At 57.5% G+C, this 23,000-nt stretch carries 14 protein-coding genes; 5 read left to right on the top strand and 9 right to left on the bottom strand.

Features of this window, described 5'->3' with window-relative positions; all coding sequences use genetic code 11:
- Positions 1–54 precede the first annotated feature (54 nt).
- A complete protein-coding gene (locus tag KR51_RS06205; protein ID WP_022605959.1) occupies positions 55–2,733 on the bottom strand; it encodes a two-partner secretion domain-containing protein in 2,679 nt (892 codons plus the stop codon).
- A gap of 1,876 nt (positions 2,734–4,609) precedes the next feature.
- Entirely contained in the window at positions 4,610–7,381 is a 2,772-nt protein-coding gene (locus KR51_RS06190) for a CHAT domain-containing protein (protein WP_022605952.1), read from the bottom strand.
- A gap of 114 nt (positions 7,382–7,495) precedes the next feature.
- On the opposite strand from KR51_RS06190, the gene lnt reads away from it, so the two are divergent.
- From lnt to KR51_RS06175, 3 genes are all read left to right on the top strand, one after another.
- Positions 7,496–9,217: an apolipoprotein N-acyltransferase gene (lnt, locus tag KR51_RS06185; protein ID WP_022605950.1), complete on the top strand. Its 1,722-nt coding sequence runs from the start codon at positions 7,496–7,498 to the stop codon at positions 9,215–9,217.
- Between the two features lie 607 nt (positions 9,218–9,824).
- Positions 9,825–10,703, top strand: a complete 879-nt coding sequence (bchL, locus tag KR51_RS06180) for a ferredoxin:protochlorophyllide reductase (ATP-dependent) iron-sulfur ATP-binding protein (protein ID WP_022605949.1) — start codon at positions 9,825–9,827, stop codon at positions 10,701–10,703.
- 147 nt (positions 10,704–10,850) lie between these two features.
- Complete coding sequence (locus KR51_RS06175) at positions 10,851–12,278, top strand: ferredoxin:protochlorophyllide reductase (ATP-dependent) subunit N (RefSeq protein WP_022605947.1); 1,428 nt, start codon at positions 10,851–10,853, stop codon at positions 12,276–12,278.
- Between the two features lie 80 nt (positions 12,279–12,358).
- Here the strand turns inward: KR51_RS06175 and KR51_RS06170 are convergent, their stop codons facing one another.
- Positions 12,359–13,792, bottom strand: coding sequence for an MFS transporter (locus KR51_RS06170; protein ID WP_022605945.1), 1,434 nt, complete (start codon positions 13,790–13,792; stop codon positions 12,359–12,361).
- Between the two features lie 96 nt (positions 13,793–13,888).
- On the opposite strand from KR51_RS06170, the gene KR51_RS06165 reads away from it, so the two are divergent.
- Positions 13,889–14,413, top strand: a complete 525-nt coding sequence (locus KR51_RS06165) for a phosphoribosyltransferase (RefSeq protein WP_022605942.1) — start codon at positions 13,889–13,891, stop codon at positions 14,411–14,413.
- A gap of 98 nt (positions 14,414–14,511) precedes the next feature.
- On the opposite strand, the gene KR51_RS17345 is transcribed toward KR51_RS06165, so the two are convergent.
- From KR51_RS17345 to miaB, 6 genes are all read right to left on the bottom strand, one after another.
- Positions 14,512–15,267 (bottom strand): J domain-containing protein, encoded by a 756-nt coding sequence (locus KR51_RS17345; protein WP_156914990.1) that lies wholly within the window; start codon positions 15,265–15,267, stop codon positions 14,512–14,514.
- 185 nt (positions 15,268–15,452) lie between these two features.
- Entirely contained in the window at positions 15,453–16,049 is a 597-nt protein-coding gene (locus KR51_RS06155) for a hypothetical protein (RefSeq protein ID WP_156914989.1), read from the bottom strand.
- Positions 16,050–16,432: 383 nt separating this feature from the next.
- Positions 16,433–18,178 carry a chorismate-binding protein gene (locus KR51_RS06145; RefSeq protein ID WP_040655345.1) on the bottom strand — a complete coding sequence of 582 codons (1,746 nt, stop codon included), beginning with the start codon at positions 18,176–18,178 and terminating at the stop codon, positions 16,433–16,435.
- Between the two features lie 56 nt (positions 18,179–18,234).
- The gene (locus KR51_RS06140) at positions 18,235–19,233 is read right to left on the bottom strand and encodes an MraY family glycosyltransferase (RefSeq protein WP_022605934.1); all 999 of its coding nucleotides are present in this window, start codon (positions 19,231–19,233) and stop codon (positions 18,235–18,237) included.
- A gap of 216 nt (positions 19,234–19,449) precedes the next feature.
- Entirely contained in the window at positions 19,450–19,656 is a 207-nt protein-coding gene (locus tag KR51_RS06135; protein ID WP_022605932.1) for a hypothetical protein, read from the bottom strand.
- A 41-nt stretch (positions 19,657–19,697) separates the two neighbouring features.
- Positions 19,698–21,074 carry a tRNA (N6-isopentenyl adenosine(37)-C2)-methylthiotransferase MiaB gene (gene miaB / locus KR51_RS06130; protein WP_022605930.1) on the bottom strand — a complete coding sequence of 459 codons (1,377 nt, stop codon included), beginning with the start codon at positions 21,072–21,074 and terminating at the stop codon, positions 19,698–19,700.
- A 956-nt stretch (positions 21,075–22,030) separates the two neighbouring features.
- Between miaB and KR51_RS06125 the strand changes: the two genes are divergently transcribed.
- Positions 22,031–22,906, top strand: coding sequence for a shikimate dehydrogenase (locus KR51_RS06125; protein WP_022605928.1), 876 nt, complete (start codon positions 22,031–22,033; stop codon positions 22,904–22,906).
- Positions 22,907–23,000 lie beyond the last annotated feature (94 nt).

The following is a 23,000-nucleotide window of genomic DNA, read 5'->3' as shown; positions in this document are numbered from 1 at the left end:
TATAATCCGCGTTCTTTAAGCCACAATCTGTAGAAAAAAGTTTTGAGGTTGGTATTACGGCAACCCAACGGGTTTTGAGCCTGCCGACAGGCGACAGGTGCTGCCCGTGGGCTCGGACGCCACGAGTCTGACGCGACCGTGCGGGTCAACTACCCATGTTTCTGCCTCTACCAGTTGGCGACTGCCAGGATGTGATGACGTTTCTGCTTCCGGTAAATCTAGATCTTCCCAGACCCCAAGATCGCCAGCGGCCTCGGTCGGTGCGATTGGAATGCCACCGCGGCCGAGGTTGGTGAAGCGGCTTTGCAAGACGCCCGTGTTCGCACCGCAGCTTTCCAAGGGAGCAGGTGTCTCGGTTTCGCTCGGTAAAACTGCTAGCGACCGGCTGGGATCGGTTTCAGGGTTGAAGATCTCGACGTTGCCATCAATACCGAACTCCGAGCTGGCGTCGATGCTTCCAGGTGGGAAGAAGATCGTCTCGGCCGTAATGAAGATATTACCGCCGTTCCCGCCGACAGCTCTAGCAGTAATGGTGCTGGTGTCGAACAGAATTACCGAATTCGAGATTGACGACGAAGCAAGCGGGCCGATCGTGATGTTGCCGCCGTCGGCCGGGCCGGTGGCGCTGGTCGAAATGCTGCTGCCGTCCCGCAGTCGCAGGTCTTCACTGCGGATAATGATGTTGCCGCGACCGCCAGCTGTTTCGGCATCGATGCGACTGTCCTGCAAGTAGAGGCGATTCGCTGCCAGTTCGATGTTGCCCGCTGCGCCGGTTTCCGTCGTACCGCGAACGCTAATGCGACCGCCATCCTCGAGCTGCAATTTCTCAGTAGCTGTTAACTTGATGTTGCCCGCATCTGCCGAACTGTTGTTCTCAGCGGCGATCGCGCTACCCGCGCCGCGAATGTAAATATTTTCAGCCGTCACGAAGAGCCCGCCTGGCGCCCCCGTCCCTGTGGCACTGACACTTAGGCGACCGCCGTCATCGATCTTCAGATCGTCGGTAATATCCAGCGAAACTCGGCCCGCATCGCCAGCACCAGTGCTCTCAGCTGCGATCGCGCTGCCGCTGCCGCTAACGCGAACGTTGCCAGCTTCGATTGTCAGCTCGCCGCCCGCACCCGTGCTGCCATCAGTCGTGCTGGCTATAATTTGACCCCCGTCACGGACGATGATGCGATCCGCAGTGATGGCGATCGCGCCACCATCGCCTGTAGTGCCCACACCGGTTGTTCCCGTCGCGATCGTTGCGCCATCAGTGACGCTCAGGCTAGGGGTTTGGATATCGATGCTGCCGCCATCGCTGGTTGCGGTGCGCTCAGAGGTCGCGAACACCCCGCTTCGCAAGGGGTTATCTTGCTCGATGAGGGTACCCAGGCCGGATATCTCAACCGATTCGCTTGCTCGGATAATAATGCTCCCGCTGCTACCTTCACCGGTTTCGCCAAATCGATCGCCTTTCGTCGAGCTTGCAATTAAGACACCGTCGCGGACTATCAGGCGGCCTGTTTTGATCGCAATAGTGCCAGCATCGCCTTCCAGAACAGGATTGTCCTTAAGGGCGAACGAGTCGGCGCGGATTAGGGTCGGACCGATGTCGGGGTCGCCTGCCAACTCCACCAACTCGCTGGCTGAAATCTCGATATTGCCGCCATTGCCTTCAGTTTGTGTCGTGGCAAAAATAAACGATTCATCCAGCACCCTCACGATCGGTGCAACGAGGCTAATATCACCGGCACTTCCTGTACCGCTAAAAACTGTTGTCAAGACTTGCGAGGATTTATCAATCACGATTTCGCGGCTAGCGCGAATGAAAATATCTCCACCGAGTGTGTTTCCCAGCACCGCTGCAGAAACTTGGGTGTTGCTAATGGACACTTGCTGCCCTTGCAGTTCGATGAAACCGTCACTCGACCCAAAAGTAGGAAAGGTATTTGCGAACACAAGGGCATCGGCAATACGAACGTTACGAAACTCTCTGACAGAGCTGAAGTCAGCTGACCAACCATCGTCCTGTGCAAGACCGACGCGACTGCCGGGTGCAACGCCGCCCAGAATGATGCGGCCGCCGAACGCTGTCAATCCCCCTTGATTCCCCGCAGCAGCTTTTCCAACAATTTCGATATCGCCACCAAGAAGAGCAAGGGTTTCCCCATAGGGAACTGTCAAACCGTTGGCAAAAGTGTCGAAATCAAAAAACTCCGAGCGGCTGACAATTGGAGCAGCGCGATCCCCAAACTGCAGTCCGACCGGTGCGCTCACAGTCAGCAAAGGTGTGGCGTGAACGTCCGTGGCGCTGAAGAATGTTCCATCGGCAAACTCGACGCGATCCGCAGTGCTGCCTATGAAAGACCCCCCGATGTCGAGTTCGGCACCAGGACCAAATATAATCCCGCGTGGGTTGATCATAATCAAGTCAGCACCACCCATGGCGCGAATGACCCCATCGATATGGGAGGCATCGTTTCCTGTGACCCGACTAAAGATATGATTCACGTCGATTGCGTTATTAAACGTTGCAGACCCCCCCGTAGGCAAGGAGAATCGTTCGAAGCTGTGAAAAAGATTACCGCCCGCACGTTTGCCACCGTCGATGGTAAAGTCAGTACCGTCCCCACGAACCTGCGTCGAGAGCGTATCGTCCTCCACGACTTGAGCGAGCGCGGATGAACACCATTTCAGGCTGCAGCCCAACACAAACACCAGCCAAAAGCGGACAACAAGCAGCTTCATATACGCACATCCCCCATAATTCATTAGTGAATGTAAAGCGTAAAACAGCGAAGGAAACTCATGGGGTCAACTCCAAACCCGGAACATTTGCCGTGCAACAGTCCTGCGCAATAAGGTTGGAGCAGGTGCAGAATCCGCATTTGCCAAGTACTAATAGGCTTTTAGCAGTCAAACGACACCGCTGCCCCATATCTCAAATCAGTCTTACAGATCTACAGTTCGGCAGGTTCGAGTTGCTGTAGTGCGGACATGGGAAAAACTTTCGCACCAAGCCGCATCGCTCCAGTTGGCTAGAATTTTAATCTGTTCCAGGGAAACCTATTGGAACTGACCCTAGGAGCTCCTCAAATTAACGGTAGGGCGCGAGTGCAAACAGCCGCATGTGAATGATGCGCATATGCCTTTCGCCACAACAGCGACGGTGTGGGACCGACCGAAGAGTTTTTAATTACAAATCGCACACATATTGACACCGCCCACCCAAAATGCATATTGTCCATTGTGCAAGCAGTTGAGGTTGCAATTAGATAACCCCCAAGACACAGGCGCTTGCGCAAGTGAATCGGTCATATCAGAGCTTGCAGGATTCGTCGCAAGCGCACGAACTTTGCTGGAGCAAATGGCTTGCTGGAGCGGGCGGGCGGGAGACTTCATGGCACTGTTCTCGGATATCGCATTTGCGTGCCGAGTGCTAATAGGGGACTTCTGGACGGCGATCGCTTTAGCTGATAGCTCGGCTGCTCTGACCGGTGTTGGTACTATACCGAGACCGAGCCCAATTAGCAGAGCCAGCCCTAACGCGATCGCAAATCTTTTGATGTTCATGGTTTTCTAGTTAGCCAACAGTAAAGGACTCAAACAACTAGCTCGCACTGCATATTGTGCAGGGGTTTCAGCCTTATCTCTCGATAAGAACTGAATGGACGGAGTGGCGATTTGGAAATACAATCGGAAAATCAAGATCCATTTACCCAGAGCATTTCCACTCTTATGGATAGCGGCACGGCAACTGTTGCACTTGAAGGTGAAGAATGTACCCCGCTAGGCAAAAGGAGGTGAGATCGAACGAAGGGTTATCTTTTACAAATCAAGCATTCCCCGACGCTTGGAATCCAAATTCCCGGTAGCCCATTGACTAAGCAGCTACCGCAGCCACCGAAGCTCAACTCCAGCGCTCGCGCAATCGGATAGGTGATATGCGAGTGCTCGGAATTCGTCGCGAGCGCGTGGGCTTTGCTGGAGCAAATGGTGTTCTGGAGAGGGCGGACGGGCAATTCAATAGCACCGTTCTCAGATTCGGCGTTTGTGAGCGTGGAGCTAGCAAGGGAGCTTGTCGCGTCGTTCGCCCTAGAAGCCAACTCTGATGCTCCAACCGGGGTGGTTAGAGTACCTAGACCAACCCCAAGGAGCGGGGCCAGCGCGATCGCAAATCTTTTGATGTTCATGGTTTCCTAGTTAGCCTTCATTGAAGGGCCTAAACAACCCACTCGCACCCAGCTTGGCGCACGTGTCGCAGTCATAATTCTCGCTATGAACGGGCCGAACAGAGTGTCTGTTTGGTAAAGCGAGAGCAAACTCGCTCCCAAATGGGCGGGCTGTTAAAGCTGGCGTTATCTGTTTAGAAATCTTCCAACCAATTTTCTCACAAGAACATCTGACTGACAAGGTAGATTACGACCGGCAGGTGAGGTTTTCGTAGCAAGAGGAATGTGAAAGTCAAGACGACTGAATGGAATGAGGCGTGAATTCTTGCTTGGTCGTAGCTGGAATCTTCATGCCGTTTTCGTATTGAGATTGCAAGTGCGTGATTGTCTCGGTCATTGGAACCAGATGGGTCGCATTCGCAGAGGTATGGGGGGACGAAATCGAAATTTGACTAACGCCAATTCCCCACGAGTACGTAGGGTCCCCAATCAAACGGATTCTGAGATTCCGGACGGGCGGCGAGTTGCTGCTGGGCGCGGTGAAGAGCTTCGGCTTTACTGACATTAGCAGCGATCAACTCGCTATAGAACTTTTCCATTAACGCGAGCGTGGAGTTGTCGCTCACTAGCCAGAGCGTAGCAAGAGTGCTGCGCGCGCCGGAGCGGACGGCCAGTCCCGCCAGTCCGAGGGGTGCACGGCTATCGCCGAACGCAGTCTGGCAGGCGCTGAGGATAAGGAGTTCGAGGCGTTGGCGTTCGGACAGCACGCGCGCGCGCAACAGGCCGTCTAGTTCGCGCGATCGCAAAAGCCGACCGGAGTTGCCGTCGCTGGCATCGTCATTGTAGGTCAGGATAAACGTCTCTTCGGGGTCGGAGCTGAAGCTGCCGTGGGTTGCTACGTGCAAAACGGAGACATCACTGGTAGCTAGGTTGGCTTGCAGGGTAGCCGGCGTAAATTCCTCGTCGAGCAAGACCGTGGTGTCCTCGACACTCGTGCGGATCCGTTCGAGTTCGGCGTCGGCTGCCAGGGCGGAAAAACTGCGGTTTTCGGCTTCGAGTGCTCGACTGATGCCGGCAGCAAGAACTTGAAGCGGTTCGCGATCGCTGCCGAGGTCGAAGAGCTGCAACCCAGGTAAAACGGCAGTAGCGTAAGGTTTCTCGACGACGTATTGGTCGTTGCGAGCATCGTAGAGCACGCCAACCGGTATGTTGCGAAAGTACCCATCGAGGATGAAGACCAGCGTGTCGATATTGTCAGTCCTTGCGGCGATCGCAGCTTCAGCTGGCGCGACGATCCACTCATAGGCCCGACCGGCCCGGTCGAGGAGGCGGCTGGCGTCGCGGGCGAAAAGTGCCCCCCGCAGCTCCTGCAACGTTTGCTCGACCTCAGCCCGGCCGACGTCCCAGGTGCGAAGCTGCAGGCTGCCGTCTTTCGGCAGTTGCGTAATGACCGCCAGGCGATCGGGCAAGACGATCGGGTAGACCAGTGCAGCCCGCGGATCGAAGGTTTCGAGGTCGCGATCGATCGCCAGATCGACTCCAAGTTCGCAGCCGAGGTAGTTTTCCAGTTCCGCCAGGTGCAGGGCTTCAATCGCGGCGATCGCGGCAGCAAGGTCGCTCTGCCCGGGCTGGCGATCGCTGCGCAGCAGCAAATTGACGAGTTCGCGATAGAGGGGTTCGACGTTGTCGCGAAAAGAGAACTGCACGTCGGGGTTGACGGCAATCAGGTCGCCGCGCACGGTTTGAAGCGTGGAGACAGCCGTTTGGTAGGCGGCGATCGCGTCGTCGGGTTGTCCCTGGCGGGCGCGGATCCGCGCGAGCTGCCATTCCCAGCGGTAGCGAATATCGGGGGCTTGGATGTTAGCAAGCACCAATAACGCATCGCGGGTCAACTGCTCGGCCGCGTCGAGCTGACCGTTCAGTTCGTATAGGCTACCGAGTTGGCCGAGGGCGAAGGCCGTAGCGCGCGGGTCGGCAAGCAAACGAGCGTCTTCCGCAGCATCGGCGACAATCGTGGCGATCGCGCGTCGGTCGGGGAGCCTCTCGCCGACCGGTGTTGCGGCAATCGTTGAGGGACAAAAGTCTGCCGAGCCAGCTGCTTCCGGGAGCAAGCATGTCAGGCTTTGGGCAAAATTCAGGCGGGCAAAGATACTCTGGCGGCTGGGCGGCAGCGCGCCGAGGTCTGTCGCGATCGCGTTGGCTAGTTCGGTGAGTCCTTGGCGCTCTCCAGTACGGACGGCGAGGGCCAAGATGTTGATGCGAGCACTGGCGCGAGTGTTGGGAGGGCTTGCGAGCCGGGCGGCTTCGCGGTAACTGGTGCGAGCAGCGGCGGCGAAACAGGTGGCATCGGGAATCCGTTCGTGGCTGTTGGGGTTGGCAATGAGGCGATCGCAGACGGCATTGCTGGCAATGGCGCCAGGATCGAGTCGGTCGCCGCGGGCGAGGGCGCGATTGAGCAGAGCGCTATAGGTGTTGCCTTGCTCGAGCCAGATTCGGGCGCGCAGATCGTTCTCGGTCGCAAGACTGCCGGCGCGCGCAAGCGCGCGTTCCGAGTCCTGCAATAAGCCGATGCGCCGGAGCGCCGCGCCGAGATGTTGGTAACCCGCTGCTTGCAGCGTAGAGTCGGCAGTAGCTTCAAGACTGGCAGCAACGGTCTCAAGAGTTCGGGAAGCTTCGCGGCTGAGACCCAGAGCTTGCAACGCTTGTGCTTGGTTGAGCTTGCTGAGCTGCACCCCGTCGACGCGATCGGCTGCGAGGTAGTTGCGGGCGGCAGCTTCCCAGGTCTCGACCGCCGCGAGATCGTCCCCACGCGACCATTCGAGGCGACCGCGTGCGTTCAAAATTTGGGCGCGAAGCTCGGCGTCATCGGGAGCGCAAGCGCCAGCCAGATCGAGGCTTTCGGCGATCGCCCCATTGGCAGACTCCCACTGCCCGAGGTGCTGGCGAGCCAGCGATAAATAGCGCAGGGCGCGCGCGCGCAGGATGCAATCGGCATTCTTGTCGAGGGTATCGACCACACCTTGCCAAGCATCGGCAGCAGCACTGAAGCGTTGCGCGCGATAGTGCTCGAGCCCCGGCTGCAGGAGCGCTACAACCGTATTGGTTTGGGCGGCTACGCGAGCGGGCGGCGCGAGTGCGGCAAACAGCGGCAGACCGAGGGCGATCGCCGCGCCCAAGAGTCCCAAAAGCAGCCATCGAAAGAACCGCCTCGTGCAATTAGCCATGGGTTGGTGGGAGGTACAGCGCCAATAATTCGCAAATCAATTCTATTCGAGGTGATCGGGCTCAGCAACTTGCCCTTCCGCCGATCGGCCATTTAGAGTAGCGTTGCCCGGCCGATGCGACAGGGGTTGTCGGCGATCGCACTAAGGTTGCAGCAATTCACCCGCTCGCGACCCGAGCGCGTTACGACAACCGGAGCTGAGGATACGCCCGACGAGCAATTCCTCTGCGCACTCCGATGCCTGCCCGTTGGTTCGCGCGCGGCAACCGATCTCCATGTCCCCTTGGCACCTCGCGACGGAGCTGCAATGTTCATCGTCCCGAACGTCCGTCTTAAGTCCGCGCGATCGCGCCTGCTGCTCTCATTGGCGGGCGGTATTTTGATGGGTTTAACCGTCGCGCCCGTGTCGGCTTGGTGGCTGGCATGGATCGCGCTGGTGCCGCTCTGGCTGGCGGCGACCGGTAGCAATTCTGTGCGAGCGGCATTTTTATGTGGCGGTGCATGGGGCTTCGGCTTTTACGCCACGATGCTGAGCTGGTTGCTGGGGATGCACCCGATGACGTGGCTGGGCGTGTCGTGGCAGACAAGTTTGGCGATCGCGTTGGCTTGCTGGCCGGCAGCGGCGCTGTGCTTGGCAGTACTGCCGGCTGTTTGGGCCGGCGGGCTCTGTTGGGTCGCTCGGAGCATGACTGGCAGCGCGACTGTAGTGGTCGGCGCAGCCCTCTGGTGCGCGCTAGAAACGCTGTGGAGTTGGGGACCAGTCTATGCCGGACCGCTGGCATTTACCCAAAGTCCGCACAATGCTATTGGTCTGCACGCAATGCAATTGTCCGGACCGGTGACGGTATCCGCCGCAATTGTGGCTGTCAACGGACTGCTCGCGATCGCGATCGGCAAACGCAGTCGTGGAGCGATGGCAGCGTCCCTCGCGGTACTCGTTGGCGTCCACGCTCTCGGCGGCGTTCTATACGCCCGATCGCCAGCCGACGATCCGGCAGCAGCGCTAAATGTCGGCATCGTTCAGGGCAACATCCCCAACGAGATCAAGCTGACGTCAGTCGGGTTGCGGAAGGCCCTGACCGTTTATACCGAGGGCTATCTCGAGCTGGCCGCTGCTGGGGCGGACGCCGTATTGACGCCGGAAGGCGCGTTGCCGATGTACCAGAACCGACTGCTCGGGAGTGCCCTCGGGCAAACGATCGAATTAGCAGGCATACCCGCTTGGGTTGGCGGCTTCTACAAACTCGATCGCGATCGCTACACCAATGCGTTGTATGCCCTCGATGGGTCTGGGGAGTTTGGCGATCGCTACGACAAAGTTCACCGAGTCCCGTTTGGGGAATACGTGCCGTTGGAGTCGATCCTGGGCGGTATCGTACAGCGCCTGTCGCCTCTGGACGAACACCAGCTTGCAGGCGATCGCGACCAGGTTTTCTCAACGTCTTTCGGGATGGCGATCGTCGGAATCTGCTACGACTCGGTATATGCCGAGCACTTCCAACGTCAGGCTGCGCGCGGCGGCGAGTTCGCCCTCGTTTCGTCTAATGACGACCATTACGGTCCGACCATGCCCGCCCAACATCACGCTCACGATGTCTTGCATGCGATCGCGCTCGACCGCTGGGTGGCTCGGGCGGCAAATACCGGACACTCGGGCGCGATCGACCCCCACGGCCGCACGGTTTGGCTCTCGCAGCTGGACGTCTATGTCGCGCGGGCAGAGACGATTTATCGCCGCCAAACTCTCACGCCCTACGCCCGCTGGGGCAATTGGCTGACACCACTGCTGTTGCTCGTCGGGGCAATCGCATGGGGGCAATCTCGACGCAAGTCTTAACATCCGGCACCGAGTCGGGGAAAATTCATCATTCTTCATGCCTGACGCAGTCAGCTGCTGTCGTTCGCCCGTAATCGCTGTAATGGTTATCGGGGTGCCGCTGTCGAGTGAATTTGCCGAGTACTGCGCCAAGAAAAATTTTTCGGGTTTAAATCCTCTCGAACCCCTTTCAAAAGGTGTTTTCAGAGATCGCCAACCCTAAACCTTGAACTTGACAAAGCACAAGTCCTCAAGGATACGCGACCGGCCGACAAGCGGTCTGGTCCCCATAGCCCCCCCGGCAAGGGAGGGCTAGCATGGGAGTAACCTAGTTTTATTTTTGTTCTAAATTACTGAATTTAGAAACAGCAAACGTGATAGGATGCGGTTTCGAGTAATAATTTTCTCTATTGCGGCTTCAGCTAGAAAAAAAGCTATAAAGAATGCTCTGGTGGCTTCAGAGACCTTAGCTTGTCGGGGGAACGCCTTTCCTTCCAGCGGTGGGTTCGCAATAATTGCACAAACGACAACTGCACCACCAACTGCCGGAAGCTTGCTGGCGATTCAGAGCGATCGCTGCGATCGGATCCCGGCGGATTATCCGGGCGTAATTTAGGAAATCAAGTCAGTGAAACTTTCAGTCTACGGAAAAGGCGGAATCGGCAAATCCACCACCAGCTGCAACATTTCGGTGGCGCTGGCCAAGCGCGGCAAGAAAGTCCTGCAAATCGGCTGCGATCCCAAACACGACAGTACCTTTACCCTCACGGGCTTTCTCATCCCCACGATCATCGACACCCTGCAGGAAAAAGGCTTCCACTACGAAGACGTCTGGCCGGAAGACGTGATCTTCAAAGGCTATGCGGGCGTGGACTGCGTTGAAGCAGGCGGACCGCCTGCCGGCGCGGGTTGCGGCGGCTACGTGGTCGGCGAAACCGTCAAGCTCCTTAAAGAACTCAATGCCTTCGACGAGTACGACGTCATCCTATTCGACGTTCTCGGCGACGTCGTCTGCGGCGGGTTTGCTGCCCCGCTGAACTACTCCGACTACTGCTTGATCGTGACAGACAACGGTTTCGACGCGCTGTTTGCTGCCAACCGCATCGCGGCATCCATCCGCGAAAAAGCCCGTACCCACCCACTACGCCTCGCCGGGTTGATTGGCAACCGCACCTCCAAGCGCGACCTGATCGACAAGTACACCGAAGCCGTGCCGATGCCGGTTTTGGAAATCCTGCCGCTGATCGAAGACATTCGTGTCTCGCGGGTAAAAGGGAAAACCCTCTTCGAGATGGCCGAAAGCGATCCGTCGCTCGATTGGGTGTGCGAGTACTACCTAAACATTGCCGACCAGGTGCTGGCACTGCCGGAAGGGGTCGTCCCGACCGACGCACCCGATCGCGAGCTGTTCGGGTTGTTGTCGGACTACTACCTCAATCCGCCGGCCGACAAACCAGGCGTCGTCCCGGCTGAAGAAGCCGACGAACTGGCAACGATGATGGTCTAGATCGCTCGCGATCGCGTCGCTTCTCGGCCGGCTTCCCTCGTTGCAGCGGCGCGATCGCTCGTGACTGAATTTGCAAGTTTGTATCTAAAAGTTGCAAACCGATTTTCACATTGAGAACATTTCCAGGACCCGCAAGGAGTTTCGACCGTGACTGCCACTCAACCCAACACAACTGCCCTGAGTTTCGAGTGCGAAACCGGCAATTACCATACGTTTTGCCCGATCAGTTGCGTCGCATGGCTGTATCAGAAAATTGAAGATAGCTTCTTCCTCGTCATCGGCACCAAAACCTGCGGCTACTTCCTGCAAAATGCCATGGGTGTGATGATCTTCGCCGAGCCGCGTTATGCCATGGCCGAACTTGAAGAAGGCGATATCTCCGCTCAACTCAACGACTACGAAGAACTCAAGCGTCTGTGCTTGCAGGTGAAGCGCGATCGCAACCCCAGCGTCATCGTTTTTATCGGCACCTGCACAACCGAGATCATCAAGATGGATCTCGAAGGACTTGCACCACGCCTTGAGGCCGAGCTGGGAATTCCCATCGTCGTCGCGCGCGCCAATGGTCTCGACTATGCCTTTACCCAGGGCGAAGACACGGTGCTCGCGGCGATGGCCAATCGCTGTCCGTCCGAAGCTCCGGCGGTAAAGGAGACGACAAGCGAACCCGGTCAGGGAAATGCGATTTCGCGGTTGCTGAATTTCGGTCGCAAGCAGGAAGAAATCGTGGCGGATGAGTCGCAATACGCCGACCACCCGCCGCTGGTCCTATTCGGATCGCTGCCCGATCCGGTGGTCACGCAACTGACACTAGAACTGAAGAAGCAGGGCATCAAGGTGTCGGGTTGGCTGCCCGAGAAGCGCTTTACCGAACTGCCAGTTATCGAGCCGGGGTACTACGTGTCGGGCGTGCATCCGTTTCTCAGTCGGACGGCCACGGCGATGATGCGCCGCCGCAAGTGCAAGTTGATCGGATCGCCATTTCCTATCGGTCCCGATGGAACTCGCGCGTGGATCGAAAAACTCTGCTCGGTGTTCAATATCGAGCCGAAAGGTCTGGCCGAGCGCGAAGCGGAAATTTGGGCGAGCGTAGAAGACTACGTGAAGTTGGTGCGCGGGAAATCCGTCTTTTTCATGGGCGATAACCTGTTGGAAATTTCACTGGCACGCTTCCTTGCCCGCTGCGGAATGACCGTTCTGGAAATTGGCATTCCGTATATGGACAAACGCTATCAGGGGGCAGAACTGGCACTCCTCGAGCAGACGTGTCATGAAAAGGGCACGCCGCTGCCCAAAATCGTCGAGAAGCCGGACAACCACAACCAACTCCAACGGATTCTGGAATTGGAACCGGACTTAGTCATTACCGGCATGGCGCATGCTAATCCACTGGAAGCGCGCGGCATCGACACCAAGTGGTCGGTGGAGTTTACCTTCGCGCAAATCCAAGGCTTCACGAATACCCGCGATTTGTTAGAGCTGGTGACGCGTCCGCTCCGTCGCAACACTCACTTGAAAGAGCTGGGTTGGGATAAGTTGGTCAAGTCTGAGGATGCTAAACGCGTGACGGTGTAGGCGGAGCGTTCCTTAAACTAACTCTAGAGTTCGATTCTCACACTGCAGGCGATCGCTTTCCTCATAGGCGATCGATTTTTTCAATCGCTGGTTTGAGCATCGGATGCTGCTGCCAGTTCGCGTTCCTTCAGTTGCAGCAAAATCTGCGCGTGAATCTCGCGCGAAATCGGATAGAAATAGGTTAAAACAACCCCAATAACCAGGAAGATTGCCGGCAATACGGCCACGCAGAAGCGAATGGCCAACAGGGCCAAATCGGGTTGGACGTCGGCTCCACCTCGATACCCCGCCCACTCCAGTGATTGACCGACAAGGAACAAGCCGGCTGCCAAACCGACTTTCTGTAGCAGCACCATGAAGGCGTAAAAAATTCCCTCGCGCCGCTGGCCGGTTTGCAGTTCGTCGAGATCGATGACATCGGGCAGCAGCGACCACGGAACCAGGTATGCCGTGGAAACGCCGCACCCCGCCAGCATTGCTAACGGGTAAATCCACGTTCCGGTTTCGGGGCGCAGCAAGAAGATGCCGACCTGCGCGATCGCCCAAATCCCAGCTCCAGCGTAGAAAACCGCCTGTTTGCCGAAGCGGTTGCTGACTTGGCTCCACACGAACAGCATCGCGATCGCCGTGCCTTGCACCGTCAGCGCCACCGTCGAGAACGGATCGAGCGGCAGCCCCGGCACCGGCGGTAATTTAATCCAGTCCTCAACGAAGTAAATTAGTACCGATGCGGTAACTTGAACTGCCAACCACGCACACAAGTAAATTCCGACGACGAACAAGAATGCTCGATTGCTGAAAACAACTCGAAGTTGCTCTAGGAAAGTTAGGGACGCGTCATCGGCCGGGGAATGTTGGCGATCGTTTTCTGCCACGCGCGCGCGCGTTCCCCACACGCATAGGTATAGCGGAACAGTTGAGGCGATCGCGGTAATCGCTCCGATGGCTAAGTACTGATACCTGGGGTTGGCAATGACGGCAATAATGATGCCGGCATACAACAACGAGATGATGCTGCCGCCGATCGAAAACGCAAAGCGAAAGCTATTCAAACTCGTGCGTTCGTCGTAGTCGTCTGTCAACTCGGGAGTGAGTGCCGTATAGGGCAAATTAACTGCCGTATAGGCCAAATTGAACAGCACGCCCATCGCCACGTAAAACCAGAACAATCCCCAGATTTCAAAGTCCGGAACGACCCACTGTAGCAAGAAGATAATTCCAAATGGGATGCCGCCGAAGATCATCCATACGTGGCGACGACCCCAGCGGCTGCGCGTGCGATCGCTGAGCATCCCGACGATCGGGTCGTTAACCGCGTCGGAGATTTTCCCGAGCATCAGGACGTTGCCGGCCAGTCCCGGTGGCAGTCCCGCGACATCGGTTAAAAAGCGCAGCAGGAAAAACACCTGCACGTTAATCGTCATCGCGCTAAGATCGCCCGCACCAAACGCCAATTTTGTAAGGAAACTCAAGCGTTGGGGCGAGTCAGATCGGACGGCTGCAGGTTTGTCCATACCAACGGCTCCAAAAGGGCAATTTTCCGGATCGGGTAGAATTGCGAAAACCACGCTTGTTATAGCACCCGCGCGCCGCGTTATTTTCCCCTTGCCATGCCAGAGCTCTACGTGTCCTGGTCGGACTATCACCACACCATCGAACAGCTCGCCGTTCGCATCTACAATTCAGGCTGGCAGTTCGAGCATATTGCCTGCCTCGCAAAGGGGGGTCTGCGCGTTGGCGATATTCTCAGCCGGTTGTTCGATCGCCCGCTTGCGATTCTGTCGGTGTCGTCCTATGGCGGTGCGGACAACCGCGAGCGGGGCAAGGTGCGGGTATCGGAGCACCTGTCGATGACTGAGCCCAGCTTGGGTCCGAATCTCCTCTTGGTCGACGATCTGGTCGATTCCGGCGAGAGCCTGCAGGCGGCGATCGCCTGGTTGCACGCTGGCTATGGCGACGCGATCGAGGACATGCGAACAGCCGTGCTGTGGTGCAAAGATTGCTCTAAATTTGCCCCCGATTTTCACGCACATTACTTACCCGATAATCCCTGGATTCACCAGCCGTTCGAACCCTACGAGCAAATGACGCCGGCCGAGCTGAGCACCCGCTACTCGTCGGCAGCAGCGATGTAACGCAATTTGTTCGCGCTCGCGCCACCTCTGCTGAAGCAGCTGCAAAAGTAGCTTCAGAAGAAGCCCTTCGAGTGCTTTCCCTCAGAGATTTAATGCGCTTATGCCGGCCAGAAACTTGCGGGGTCGAACGGGACGGGCGCGCGGAGGCGGCGCTCCAGTTCGTTATCGGCGATCGCGGCAGTTGGTCGGAGCTTTTCCCAGTTTCTGCGCACGATTTGATAGAGCCGTCGGACATAGGCAAACCTTGCCTGCGCGAGTTCTGTAGGATGAACGCTGACATCGGGATGCTCGCGCTTGAGCAGCTCGCGATAGTTGGCTTCCAGCTCGGTTAGCGTTGCTGGCGATCCCAAAACACGCATTGCCGGGCTCTCTTGCGAACCGTTGAGCGGATCGCCGGGCGGCAACAAACGTTCGGCAATCAGCAACAACGTTAGGTTCGCAGAAGCACTCAGCCGTCGCTTTTCGGATTCGAGGGCGAGTTCGAGTTGGTGTGCTTTTTCCTGGGCGAACGTCAGCCGCTGGCGCATCGACCCGATTTGAGCTTCGAGCCGCGCGCGAAACTGCTCGCGATCGTATTCCGAGAAGTCTGCGGTTGGTGTGGCATGCCGCAGCTCTTCGATCGCTGCGCGGCGCGCGAATTCACAGCGGTTGAGGTTGGAAGTGAGACGCAATCCAGTTTGCTGCTGAAAGGTCCGGAACGCCCCTGCCGTCCACGCGCGTTTGATGAAGTCGAAGAAACCAAGTAGGAGTTGCTCCGAGCTGCGGTGGCGGGGGTTGAGAGCTGCCAAACGCTGCAGATCGCGCGGCGTGTAGGTGAGGTATTCGACGCGTTCGACCAGCGTGGTAGTCATCATTCTCTTAAGGGGGATAGGATTTTTATCGTCAAGGACCTGTAAACCCGACAACTGCAGTCTTAGCTGCCAATGCATCGATAGGGTGTGGAGGTGCTAACAGCAGCGGATGACACCAAGTTGCCGATAGCAGCCGCGACCATCGCTGGGGTGTTGTCCCGAGCTGCTCGAACGGCCGCGCCCGCGAACTAGTCGGCAGCCGGAATGCAGTCGGTGAGGCGATCGCGCAGGACTCCGCGCACGCGGGCCACCGTATCGGGCGATTCGTCACCTAGGACTTCGGCAGCAATTTCCGCTTCCGTCATGCCCATCGAGGCAGCTGCAACGATGTCTTGCTCTTGGGGCGTTTGACCGACTAGCTGCGCCATACCGTTTTGACGCTGGCGTTCGGCATCCAAAACGCTCCCAAAGCTGGCAAACTGCGGCGTGGCAACGCTGAAGGCTGGAGCATGAGCAATCGTGCGCTCCTCGAGTTCGAGCGATCGCTGGGCGGACATTTGTGCGGCTTGCTCGACAAACTGTTGGGTATCTGACAGCAGGCGTTGATAGGTTTGCTCAGCTTGCTCCTTCATCTCGCGCTCGAAGCGATCGCGCAGCAGAATGCGAAAGGCATGCTCGGCTTCCTCAGCAGCGATCTGGGCGCGCGTTCGAGCGGCAGCAGCGGCGAGTCCGTCTAGCTGGTCGAGAAGTTGGCGGTGATTGCTGTTTTCCATCGATTGACTCCAAATGGTTCCCGCTTTGCTATCTTCAAGATCTTCAGGAATGTAGTTCGTGGGTACTGACAAGAGCGTTATTTTGGTACATAAGAACTACTCATAAAACAAACTTAGCTCTGGTTCCCTTAAAAAGTCAAGGTGTGATGGGTTTGCGACCGCAGGTCCAAAATCGCTCGGCTACCAGGATGAAGATGACCGTCCCATAGCGTGCACTTAGAGGGATGCACTGCTCGAGCAGCGATATTGGCTATGCTTGCTGAAGCTGACAATGCGATTGATGCAGTGCCGAGCGCGATTCTGCACAGACGGGACGGCAAGCAATAGGTGCGAGCAGCCAGCTGGAGTCGCAACCGCCAATTTGCGTGTCGGAGCGGAACGCAATGCCAACCGGTAGGGGTCGCGAATTCCGATCGACGTCTCTGGTTGCGATTTCGGAAAAGGGCACTTCGATTTCACTCGCTAATCAGGATTGCCGATCGCCACTGTTGGACGGAGTTTATAACAAAAAGCCGATTGCAGCGTTTGAGGTCGGCTACTGCGATCGCCTGCTCGCTAATCTTTCCTTGCTTCAACAGCCACGAGCGATAAGTGCCTGCCAGTAGCCCACAGTGTAGGGGTGGCGTGACGAGTTGCCCGTCGAGCTCGGCAACGAGATTGCAATAACAGGTTTCAGTCGCTTCGCCGTCTCGGTTCCAGAGCAATACGTCGTCGCAGTTGCCCCGTTCGGCTAGCGCGCGGTCGTAAATCCGTCGATGCGTGGTTTTGTGATAGAGGAAGCGATCGCCTGCATCCACGGGCTCTCGTGCCAGTTGCAAACGCACGGTTGTTGCAGCTGGCTGGTGGAGATAGTGCTCTAGCCGCACTGCACCCGATTTGGTGACGAGCAGGCGGACTTTGTGCGGGTGCGGCGGCAGGCGATTGCCCAAGCACTCTAGGTTTTGCCGGATGGCGGTCGCGTCCAACGCATGGGCAAAGTATGCAGCCGAGTCTTGCAAGCGTTGCAGGTGCAGCGAGAGTAAAAAGTACCCGTCCCTTGGCGTCCAGAGCAGCGTTTCAAGCAGGGAAAACCTCGGCTCGACATAGCTCAGCACGCGCGCCTTCGTGTGGCATTCTTCCTGTTCGGCACGATCGCTTGAATCCCAGACAATACCGCCGCCGACGCCGTATTCAGCCGTTTGCGCGCGCCGATCGACGAGCACCGTGCGGATCGCGACGTTGAATTGAGCGCGATCGCGCGTGACGAATCCGATCGAGCCCGTATAAATCCGACGCGGGCTATCTTCGAGCTCGGCAATAATTTCCATCGTGCGGGCTTTCGGTGCACCGACAATTGACGCTGGTGGAAAGACAGCACGAAATACCTCGGCAAGACCGGCATCGCTGGTGCAGTCAACGGTACTGGTCATCTGCCAGAGCGTTGGATACTGCTCGAGGTCGAAGAGACCCAGGACGCTGACGCTACCGCGATCGGCGATGCGGTTGAAGTCGTTGCGCACCATATCGACGATCATCACGTTCTCGGCACGGTTCTTTTCAGACTGCTGCAGCCAACGCGCCCGCACGCGATCCTGCTGCGACCACAGACCGCGCGCGATCGTGCCCTTCATCGGACGCGAACTTAGGGAACGTCCCTGCCGCTGCCAAAATAGCTCCGGCGAGCTACTACAAATCGTCCAGTCAGGAAGCTGCACGTAAGCACTATAGCCCGCACCTTGTGCCGCGATCGCTTGCTGAAATAGGTCCCACGGCGCGAACGTTAGCGGCGAGCGTAACCGGAACGAATAATTCACCTGATAGGTGTCGCCCGCAGCGATGTAAGCCGCGATGCGGCGGATGGCATCCCGATAGCCGCAGTCGTCCACCGATGGTTCCCATAACAGGGGAACGTTGGCGGGGCGGGTGTCCGGCCAAGCGAACGACTCGGGGCGCGGATAGATGCCAAACCAAGCTAGCGGAAACTCCCCTGGAGATCGTGCTATCAGCGCTGAATCGAATCCGGGAGCTGCTTCGTAGGCAACAAACCCAGCAGCATAGCAGCCGGTTGCTGTGACTTGGGCTTGGACGGTGTTAAGAACGCGGACAACTTCAGCCGGCGATCGCGCAACGTAAATCTCCGTCGGCGCGCGAAACAAGAGCCAGTGGCGCGCGGCAGCGTCGTGTAGCAGAACGGTACGATCGGAAAATGCGGGAATGCTCAAGGCTCGGATCGGTCTCGGGAGCGGGAGCAAGCTCGCTGTAGGCCTATCGCTACATCCTAGGCCGGAACTTGCTGGCGCGATCGCAGGTAGCCTTCCCCGATCGAGAGCGCGATCGCCTCCCCACCCAGGCAAAGCCAGCCGCCGGTGCTTCCGAGAGCCGCGATTGCTAGGGCAGCTGTTGCTGTTAGAGCTAGATAAGTCGCGGCAACGCTCGCGTGGGACCACCCGCTTTGTTGCAGGCGCTGATACAGATGGGTGCGATGTGCCTGGAAGATATTTTCGCCGCGCAGCAGCCGTCGCGCCAAGGTGTAGACGGCATCGCCGACTAGCGGCAGCGTGACTGCCAGCAGCGTCCACGCTGGAGCGGGCTCGGAAACATTCAGCAACGCGATTGCCACGCACGCGCCGAGCACCGTAGAGCCCACATCGCCCATGAAAATTTTTGCCGGCGACCAATTCCGTACCAGGAATCCGAGCAGCGATGCCACTAACAACCCCCATAGCGGCTCTTCCGTAGCGGTTGCCAGGAAACCAAGCTGTAAGGCTGTCGAACCGGCAACCAGGCCGTCCAGGCCGTCCATGAAGTTGTAGAAGTTGACCAGGGCTGTGAACCCGATTGCTGTGAGCACCCAGGCGATCGCCGTGCCGATGCTGCCCCAAGCACTCAACCACGGTTGCGGGAACGCGCCGAACCAATAGACTGCCAGTCCGGCCGCAGAGAGTTGCACGAGGTAGCGCGCACCTGCCGGAACGTTGCCGCGATCGTCGAGGATGCCAACTACTGACAGGGGTAAAAGTACCGTCCAGAGATGCCAGAAGATCGGCGCAGCAGCGCGATCCACGAGCGCAAAGACCGCACTGGCGATCGCGAATGCAACCACGAAGCCCAACCCTCCCCCACGCGGCGTCGGTTGTTTGTGGGAACTGCGCTCGTTTGGCACGTCGAGTAGCTGCGATCCCCAGCGCACCTCGATGGAGCGGACGGCACCTAAGCTGATGAGAAAACTGACAGCGGCAAGGAGATAGATCGATCCGGGCTGAGACGCAAGAGGCATGAGCGACGACATTTATGGCGCGCGACGCCGCAGATTATAGCAGTAGCCTCCGGGCGATCGCTGTTGCGCTCTGGCCTCAGCATCATGCTTCCAGACCGTTCTGCCAGCATCGTTGAAGTCCGGGCGCGATGGAAGGCAGGCAATTGCCCGGCCGGTGACATGTCCGCAGGCAGGGTAGCGTTGAAAAAGCGATTGCAGCTGACTAACCTACGGTAGCTACTTCATCTTAGCGACGGTGTAGAGCGCCCAAATCCAATTCAGGAAGGCTATCGGTCCGCCAGCGATGATGCCGACACCCGTGATGCTAACGCCGCCAGCGATCGCGAGGATCAACAATTGGACGATGCCGATGCCGATTTTGCCCGCGACGAGCGTGCCAACGCCTGGCAGGAAAATATTGAGAATAATCGCGAGAGTTTTCACGAGGAACCTCCAAGCAAAGCACGTTGAACAGGTCTTCGTTCCTAGACTAGCGCTGGAAGAACTTGGCGATCGTCCACCGGCAGGAGTTCGCCCGTTAGGCTAAAGGCACGTACTTGAGAGATACGCACGCGCGCGAGCTGCCCTTTCAACAATCCGATATCGCCAGGCGCAAAGGTTAAGCGGTTGGTGCGGGTGCGCCCCATCACTTGGGTTGGGTCTTTGGGGTTTTGTCCTTCGACGAGAATCTCTTCGATGCGGTTGGCGTAGCGCAGCGATCGCTCGGCCGCTTCGATGGCGACTAGATGGTTGAGACGCTGCAGGCGATCGCGTTTCGTTTCCTCATCGATTTGGTCGGGATGAGTTGCCGCCGGCGTGCCGGGTCGCGGCGAGTAAGCAGCGGTATTGAGTTGGTCGAAGCCGATTTCAGCGACCAAATCCATTGTGTTCTGGAATTGGGCTTCGGTTTCGCCCGGGAAGCCGACGATCGCGTCAGCGCTGATAGCAGCGTCGGGCAAATAGCGGCGGATCTTATCGACAACGCGACGGTAGCGATCGCGCGTGTAGCCGCGTGACATGGCGCGAAGAATGTCGTCGTCGCCGGATTGAAATGGCACGTGGAAGTGCTCGCAGACTGTCGGCAGTTCGGCACAGGCCCGAATCAAGCGTTCGTTGAAGTAGCGGGGGTGGCTGGTGGCGAAGCGGATGCGTTCGATACCCGGCACGTCACAAACGTAATAGAGCAAATCCGTCAGCGTATATTGGTGCCGCCCCTCAGGTGTAGAGCCGGGGAGGTCGCGACCGTAGGCGTCGATGTTTTGACCGAGTAACGTCACTTCTTTGAATCCCTGCTGCCCGAGGACTTCCATCTCGGCGCGAATGACTTCGGGATAGCGAGATTGTTCGATGCCGCGCACATTGGGGACGACACAATACGTGCAGCGCTCGTTACAGCCATAGATGACATTGACCCAGGCGGTGACGGTGCTATCGCGGCGGGGTTTTGTGATGTCTTCGACGATGTGAATCGGTTCGGTCGCGACAACTTGATTGCCAGCAAACACTTGTTCGAGCAAGTCGCCAAGTCGGTTGGCGTGCTGGGGTCCCATCACCAAGTCCAGTTCCGGCACGCGGCGCAACAGTGCTTCGCCCTCTTGTTGGGCGACGCACCCGGCGACAACCAGAGTGAGGTCGGGGCGATCGCGCTTGCGCTTGGCTTGCCGCCCGAGATAGGAATAAACTTTCTGCTCGGCGTTATCGCGGATCGTACAGGTGTTGTAGAGAACGAGATCGGCGCGATCGGGATCGTTACAGGCGTGCCAGCCGAGTGCGTCCAATATGCCGGCCATGCGCTCCGAGTCGGCTTTGTTCATTTGACAGCCGAACGTGGTGATGTGGTAGCGGCGATCGGCGTCGGTCATAACGAAATACGGTGCGACTGCAAGGGTATGGCAACTCAGCCATTATAATTTGTCGTTCCGGGCAGCAGTCTTGTAGTCTAATGGGGCATTCGATCTATAAGGGAAATAACGCCCATAGCTGCACGATGACTGGAGGGTATCTGTAAAGAATGGATTGAGCCACAAGTCGAGGCAGTATCAACAGCAACATCTTCTCTCCGATCTCGCCACTCTGCTTACAGAGAAAGTGATTTTGCCCGCGTGAATATGACTATTCTTGACCGTGTGTTGAGCTTGGCAGGTAGGACACTGATGTATGGCGAGACAGGTATAACTTCAGGAACACCTAGTAAATCTATCATTACTGCTTGGGTTTTACAGCATTTCTCAGTCTCGTGAGGTACGCTCTCCCTTCTAGAAAAACTTTCAATAAAACTAATCCAAAAAAACATGTGTACCTCACTAGCTAAGCAAAGGCTGTATCCCGTTTTCCCTGTAGTTAAACTTGCTCAAGTGATTGCCGGTATTCTCTTGAATTTAGGCAATCGACCAGTTGGTTTCTACAAACAGTCGATCTCGTGAGAATGAGCCTTGCTTCTGCACGCATCCGATCGAGATTTCGACCCCTTGTTTGATGCTGCTGGTCTCGCCTAGTGTATATAGTCGCTTTGCTTGCTCGGACTACGCGATCGCAAAACCACACGGGACCAGGTAGTTCGTCCGATCCCGAGCAACGAGCAACTAATTAGTCGATCCTAAGGTTTTGTCAGCCTCTTTCTGTATAAAATAGGCTAGTAAAGAAGGCTCAATTTTCTCATACTCCGTTTCGGCCGCAATTGCTTTTTATTTGGCGTCAATTCGTGTAATCAACTGTTTGTTAGGCTAGCCGCAGGCCAGCTCGCGATCGCGTGACATACCCAATGACGTCGCGCTCGCCGTAAGGTTTACTGTTTAATGCTGTTTCTATTACTTGACACATGCATCTCATTACCGGTCGCACGCAACTTCTCGGCGTCATCGGCGCTCCGGTCGAACACTCGCTATCGCCCGTGATGCACAATGCCGCGATTGCTGCTCTCGGACTCGACTACATTTACGTTCCTTTATCAGTGGCAGTCGGTGACCTGCCGCGGGCAATGGCAGGCTTTGAAGCGATCGCGCTCGTCGGCTTCAATGCAACGATTCCGCACAAGCAAGACTTGCTGCCGCTGTTGACAGAGATTTCACCAACCGCAAGACAAGTAGGCGCGGTTAACACGGTGTGGCGGACGGCAACGGGCTGGGCGGGGACGAATACTGATGCAGCGGGGTTTGTGGCGCCGCTGCGAGAGCATCGCGATCGCGACTGGCAACAGGTCGTCCCGGTCATTCTCGGCAACGGCGGCGCGGCCCGAGCGGTGGTAGTTGGTTGCGCGCAGCTGGGCTGCCGCCGAGTTGTGGTGGTCGGGCGCAACCCGGACAAGCTGGCAACCTTCCAGGCAAGCTGGCAGGATGTCGAACTGAGCGCGAAGGTTGATACTTGCACGTGGGACGTATTGCCCGAACTTCTAGCAACAACGGAGCTGCTAGTCCACACCACGCCAGTCGGCATGACCCCCCACCCCGATCGCTTGCCAGTCGATGCATCGACACTCGCGCGCTTGCAGCCGGGCGCGATCGCCTACGACTTGATATACACGCCGCGTCCGACCCGCTTTCTGGAGGTGGCGCGGGGCTCCGGCGCGATCGCGATCGACGGGCTGGAAATGCTCGTGCAGCAGGGGGCTGCTTCCCTGGAACTTTGGCTACAGCAACCGGTCCCCGTAGACATCATGCGCCGCGCCCTCGACGATTATTTGATTGAGAAAACATAAAAAATTCGCGATGCAGCTGCCGCGGGCGATCGGCATCATAATCGGTCGCGCGGGACTGAGACCGTTGCAAGGGAATACTTTTTCCCATTGCTGT

The sequence above is a fragment of the Rubidibacter lacunae KORDI 51-2 genome (assembly GCF_000473895.1).
In the GTDB taxonomy this organism is placed as follows: domain Bacteria; phylum Cyanobacteriota; class Cyanobacteriia; order Cyanobacteriales; family Rubidibacteraceae; genus Rubidibacter; species Rubidibacter lacunae.
Note: the sequence above shows the minus strand (reverse complement) of the source record. Positions and strands in the feature narration are given on the sequence as shown.